The organism is Shewanella profunda (assembly GCF_023283765.1).
In the GTDB taxonomy this organism is placed as follows: domain Bacteria; phylum Pseudomonadota; class Gammaproteobacteria; order Enterobacterales; family Shewanellaceae; genus Shewanella; species Shewanella profunda.
The window spans coordinates 46,712-52,711 of sequence record NZ_JAKILG010000033.1; the positions used below are offsets into that span (position 1 = coordinate 46,712).

Annotated in this window: 4 protein-coding genes; 3 read left to right on the forward strand and 1 reads right to left on the reverse strand. The window is 44.8% G+C overall.

What is annotated here, in order from left to right:
• Nucleotides 1-154: 154 nt before the first annotated feature.
• Nucleotides 155-1,075, forward strand: a complete 921-nt coding sequence (gene lpxC / locus L2744_RS14995; RefSeq protein WP_248992672.1) for a UDP-3-O-acyl-N-acetylglucosamine deacetylase — start codon at nt 155-157, stop codon at nt 1,073-1,075.
• Between the two features lie 11 nt (nt 1,076-1,086).
• Here lpxC and L2744_RS15000 read toward each other — a convergent pair whose 3' ends face one another.
• A complete protein-coding gene (locus L2744_RS15000; protein ID WP_248992673.1) occupies nt 1,087-1,533 on the reverse strand; it encodes a DUF721 domain-containing protein in 447 nt (148 codons plus the stop codon).
• A gap of 27 nt (nt 1,534-1,560) precedes the next feature.
• Here L2744_RS15000 and L2744_RS15005 point away from each other — a divergent pair, with 27 nt between their 5' ends.
• On the forward strand, nt 1,561-2,460 hold the full coding sequence (locus L2744_RS15005) for a M23 family metallopeptidase (RefSeq protein ID WP_248992674.1): 900 nt from the start codon (nt 1,561-1,563) through the stop codon (nt 2,458-2,460).
• A gap of 60 nt (nt 2,461-2,520) precedes the next feature.
• The gene (gene secA, locus L2744_RS15010; RefSeq protein WP_248992679.1) at nt 2,521-5,244 is read left to right on the forward strand and encodes a preprotein translocase subunit SecA; all 2,724 of its coding nucleotides are present in this window, start codon (nt 2,521-2,523) and stop codon (nt 5,242-5,244) included.
• Nucleotides 5,245-6,000: the final 756 nt, after the last annotated feature.

Consider the following 6,000-nt stretch of genomic DNA (forward strand, 5'->3'; position numbering starts at 1 on the left):
GCGGTGATGTTGTTCGGTTGAGCAATACCACAACATAGCTGCATTTGTGTGACATGGATAAGTTATGTTACCATGTCCTACCAGTGCGGCCGTTTTGCCCACGCTGAGTGTCTAAATATTAAGCTCTATACTAGAAATTTAAACGGGTAACTGAATGATATTTCAAAGAACTGTTCAAAAAATGGTGAAAACTACCGGAGTCGGATTACACTCCGGCAATAAGGTCACCTTGAGCATTATGCCCGCGCCAGTTAATACAGGGATCGTACTTGTGCGTACCGACTTGAGTCCTGCTGTTGCTATTCCAGCAAAGGCAGAACAAGTTCGCGAAACCACGATGTGCACGGCTCTTGTCAATGACGAAGGTATTCGAATTTCGACTATTGAGCATTTATTTGCAGCACTCGCGGGTTTAGGCATAGATAACGCCGTAATCGAAGTGGATGCGCCTGAAATTCCAATTATGGATGGCAGCGCGAGCCCATTTGTCTTCTTATTACAGTCTGCTGGAATTAAAGAGCAAGCTGCACCTAAGAAGTACTTAAAGATTAAACGCCCTGTGCGGGTTGAAGACGGTGATAAATGGGCCGAGCTTAAGCCATTTAAAGGCTTTAGAGTCAATTTTAAAATTGACTTTGCTCACCCTGAGATCGCTCGTAGTCAGCAGCATGTGGTGATGGACTTCTCAACCTCTGCATTCGTGAAAGAGATCAGCCGAGCCCGTACTTTTGGTTTTATGCGTGATATTGAGTATCTACGTGCGAACAACCTTGCTTTAGGTGGCAGCATGGAAAATGCGGTTGTGCTTGATGAATATCGTGTCCTCAACCCCGACGGCCTGCGTTATGAGGATGAGTTTGTTAAGCACAAAATTTTAGATGCATTTGGTGATCTCTATGTCGCAGGACACGCTATTTTAGGTGAATTCACTGCGTATAAAACCGGACATGCGCTGAACAACCAATTAGTGCGTGCTTTACTAGCGCAACAGGACGCGTGGGAATTGGTCAGCTTTGAGAAAGAAGCCGATGTTCCCGTCAGTTTTACGGTGCCTGGTGGCGCTGTATTTGCCTAAAAATGGTTTATCTATTTATTACGGCTGGCCAATGCGGCCAGCCGTTTTAGTTTTTCACCCAGTGTTCCGCTAATATTTTCCGCAAGAGCAGCAATGTGTTCTGCGGCAGCAGGGCTCAGTTCTTTGTGCGCTTGTTTAGGCTTTGCATCATACAATGCTAATCTCGGGTTGACTTTAACTTCAATTGCGGTAAGGATTGGGAGCGTTTCTGCTTGAAGCTGTGCTAATAGCTTCGGCTTTTGGAAATTAATTCGAGCGGCCCAAGCTGCCGAAGTGGTTTCAATCACAAGAACACCTTGGCGGAAATTAGCGACTTTTAGTTGTTCCGCAACAGGACCTGCGACAATTTGCTTCACATGCTGATCCAGGTATAAAAGTAGTTCCGCTTTCTCAGCGATGTCAGGTAATTTACCTGATTGATGTAGTAATTGGCTGAGATCTTGAGGGGGCTTTTTCATATGATAATAAGATGGCTGAATTAGGCTATGAGTGTAACAGTATTTATTCAAGGTCGGAATGGCGTCACGCGTTGGCAACCCAGTAAACGCTGGTTGCTACTTCCCATATTATTGTTGGCCACGGGGACCAGTATTTATCAACATAACTCTGCTCGATTTGAAAATCAGCAAGCTAGTGTCGATAACGATCGTCTAGTACGTGAACAACAAAAGAAACAAGTCTTAGAGCTAAAAAGTGCCACAGAGTCTCAACTAGCTATGCTAGCGACTCATGTTGCGCGCATGCAAGCCAAAATCACCCGTCTCGAAGCTTTAGGTCAACAGGTCGCTCAACAAAACAAACTGGCTGAGGATTTTGATTTCTCCTCCGAAGTCGGTGTGGGCGGGTTAAGTGAGTTAGGCACTAACATCGAGCTTGGCCAGCTTATCGATGATATGGATAAGCTAGCGTCACGAATTGACAATAATAATGTTCAATTGTCACTACTTGAAACAGTGTCATCTAACCACCATATAGATGATGAACGTTATATATCAGGTATCCCGCTCGATAAAGGTTGGTTATCGTCGCCCTATGGACTGCGTAATGATCCTTTCAATGGTCGCAGATCTGTGCATAAAGGCATTGATTTTACTGGTCGAGAAGGGGCTAAAGTGGTTGCGACCGCTGCTGGCGTGGTGACTTGGGCTGGGAATATGTTTGGTTATGGTGAGTTGGTCGAAATTGATCACGGTAACGGTTTACGTACTCGCTATGGCCATAATAAAGCTTTGTCAGTAACTGTAGGTGATGTGGTCGCAAAGGGCGATACCATCGGCAGTATGGGAAGTACTGGGCGCTCAACTGGGGCCCATGTGCATTATGAAGTGTTGCGTGGCGGACAGCAGATAGATCCACAGAAGTTTGTCTACCGCAAAGCAAGTTAATTGAAACATTGGCTTCTAGTTTCCATCATGGACTTGGCCCACAGAGAATAAGTGATTCAGATGTTTGGTAAATTACTGACAAAAGTATTTGGTAGCCGTAACGACCGTACCCTTAAAGGGCTGCAAAAGGTTGTTATTAAGATTAATTCGTTCGAAGCTGATTATGAAAAGTTAACCGATGAAGAGTTAAAGGCAAAAACTGCCGAATTCCGCGAACGGTTAGCTGCGGGTGAAACACTCGATGACATCATGGCTGAAGCGTTTGCTACAGTTCGTGAAGCGTCAAAGCGCGTGTTTGAAATGCGCCACTTCGATGTGCAATTACTCGGTGGTATGGTGCTTGATAGCAATCGTATTGCAGAAATGCGTACGGGTGAAGGTAAAACCTTAACCGCGACCCTACCTGCTTATCTTAATGCTCTGACTGGCAAAGGTGTTCACGTGATTACTGTGAACGACTACTTAGCACGTCGTGATGCCGAGAATAACCGCCCACTGTTTGAGTTTCTTGGTTTAACCGTTGGAATTAACGTCGCAGGCATTGGTCAGCAAGAAAAGAAAGCTGCCTATAACGCTGATATTACCTATGGTACCAACAATGAATTTGGTTTCGATTACCTGCGCGATAACATGGCATTTTCGCCACAGGACCGCGTGCAGCGTCCATTGCACTATGCCCTTATCGACGAAGTGGATTCAATCTTAATTGACGAAGCACGTACACCACTGATCATTTCAGGTGCCGCCGAAGATAGCTCTGAGCTATATACCAAGATTAATACCCTTATCCCAAATCTTATCCGTCAAGAGAAAGAAGACACGGAAGAATTTGTGGGTGAAGGTGACTACAGTATTGATGAAAAAGCCAGACAAGTTCATTTCACTGAGCGTGGTCAAGAAAGAGTAGAAAACCTGCTGATTGAACGTGGCATGCTAGCCGAAGGTGACTCTCTCTATTCTGCGGCCAATATTTCTCTGTTACACCATGTGAACGCAGCCCTGCGCGCGCATACTTTGTTCGAGCGTGATGTTGACTATATCGTCCAAGATGGTGAAGTTATTATCGTCGATGAGCACACGGGTCGTACAATGCCAGGTCGTCGCTGGTCAGAGGGCTTACATCAAGCCGTTGAAGCCAAAGAAGGCGTACATATTCAGAACGAAAACCAGACATTAGCCTCGATCACCTTCCAGAACTACTTCCGCCAATACGAGAAGCTGGCAGGTATGACTGGGACAGCTGATACTGAAGCGTTCGAATTCCAACATATTTACGGATTAGATACTGTCGTCGTACCGACTAACCGTCCAATGGTGCGTAAAGATATGGCCGACTTGGTTTACCTTACGGCCAATGAAAAGTATCAAGCTATCATTAAAGATATTAAAGATTGCCGTGAACGTGGTCAGCCAGTATTGGTGGGTACAGTATCAATCGAACAGTCTGAGTTGTTAGCACGCTTAATGGTGCAGGAAAAGATCCCGCACCAAGTATTGAACGCTAAGTTCCATGAGAAAGAAGCTGAAATTGTCGCGCAAGCTGGTCGTACAGGTGCTGTGACGATTGCCACAAACATGGCCGGTCGCGGTACCGATATCGTACTTGGTGGCAACTGGAATATGGAAATCGATGCCCTCGAAAATCCGACGCCAGAGCAAAAAGCCAAGATCAAAGCCGATTGGCAAGTGCGCCATGATGCTGTAGTCGCTGCGGGCGGTTTACATATTTTAGGCACTGAACGTCACGAATCTCGCCGTATCGATAACCAATTACGTGGTCGTGCAGGTCGTCAAGGTGACGCGGGGTCTTCACGTTTCTATCTGTCAATGGAAGATAGTTTAATGCGTATCTTCGCCTCAGATCGTGTCTCTGGCATGATGAAGAAACTGGGGATGGAAGAAGGCGAAGCGATTGAGCATCCATGGGTGTCCCGTGCTATCGAAAACGCACAGCGTAAAGTTGAAGCACGCAACTTTGATATCCGTAAGCAATTATTGGAGTTTGATGACGTTGCTAACGATCAACGGCAAGTGGTTTACGCCCAACGTAATGAGCTAATGGATGCTGAAAGTATTGAAGAAACCATCCAAAACATCCAAGACGATGTGATTGGTGCCGTGATCGAACAGTATATTCCACAGCAATCTGTCGAAGAACTATGGGATATTCCAGGTTTAGAGCAACGTTTAAACCAAGAGTTTATGCTCAAGTTACCTATCCAGGAATGGTTAGATAAAGAAGACGATCTACACGAAGAAACTCTGCGTGAACGGATTATTACTTCATGGGCCGATGCTTATAAGGCGAAAGAAGAAATGGTGGGTGCGCAAGTGCTACGCCAGTTCGAAAAAGCCGTTATGTTACAAACCCTCGATGGCCTGTGGAAAGAGCACTTAGCGGCGATGGATCATTTGCGTCAAGGTATTCACTTACGTGGTTACGCACAGAAGAATCCAAAGCAAGAATATAAGCGTGAATCTTTTGAGCTATTTCAACAGCTACTCAATACATTGAAACACGACGTCATAAGCGTATTGTCGAAAGTGCAAGTACAAGCGCAATCAGATGTAGAAGAGATGGAGGCGCGTCGCCGTGAAGAAGACGCCAAGATCCAACGCGACTATCAACATGCGGCCGCTGAATCATTAGTTGGGACGGACGAATCTGAAGCCGTCACAGCTCAAACACCAATGATCCGTGATGGTGATAAAGTGGGCCGTAACGATCCATGTCCTTGTGGCTCTGGCCGTAAGTATAAACAATGTCACGGCAAGTTAAATTAATCTGCTCCATCACAGATTAAGTCTACTGAACAAGTAGAATAGAACGAACGCTAAAGGCAACTTATCTAAGTTGCCTTTTTATATCTACCAAGTCCTAGCCACATATGACTGCATTCGCTCAGAGGATTACCGTTCACTCTATACAGAAGCACAATCAGCAGCGCATAAACATTTATATAGAAGAGCAAAATTTATTCATTACATCTAGTTTTGTGGATAACTCTGAGGATAAATGGTGGGTATTGTGTGACTAACTGAAAGTATTGAAAAAAGATCATAAATTCTCAAAAAAGCCCTTGCAGAAAAAGTTTCGCTGCCTATAATGCGCATCCACTGACACGGCAGACAGCGAAACGCAAGTTAAGCAAAGAAAGCCAATCAGTTCATCGGTTAGCAAGCTAAACGGTGTGTGTTGAGAAAGTTGAAAAAACTACTTGACGCAAAAATGGGAATGCGTAGAATACGCAGCCCTGACCCGCTGAAAACACTGAGTGTGTAAGTGAATGGTCAACGCTCTTTAACAATTTATCAAGCAAATCTGTGTGGACACTCACAGGTGTTGAGTTAATCGAAACTGCTCGCTCTTAGTATTAGCTTCGGGTTGGCAGTCAAAAATTTAAATCAATATTTTCTGTATCACGAAAGTGATGAGTGTTCATAGTAATATGTACAGTTTGTTGCTGTGAAAGCAGTAACAAAAAATCAGAATTCATTGAGCCGAAACCTTCGGGTTTCAACAAAACTTTAATTGAAGAG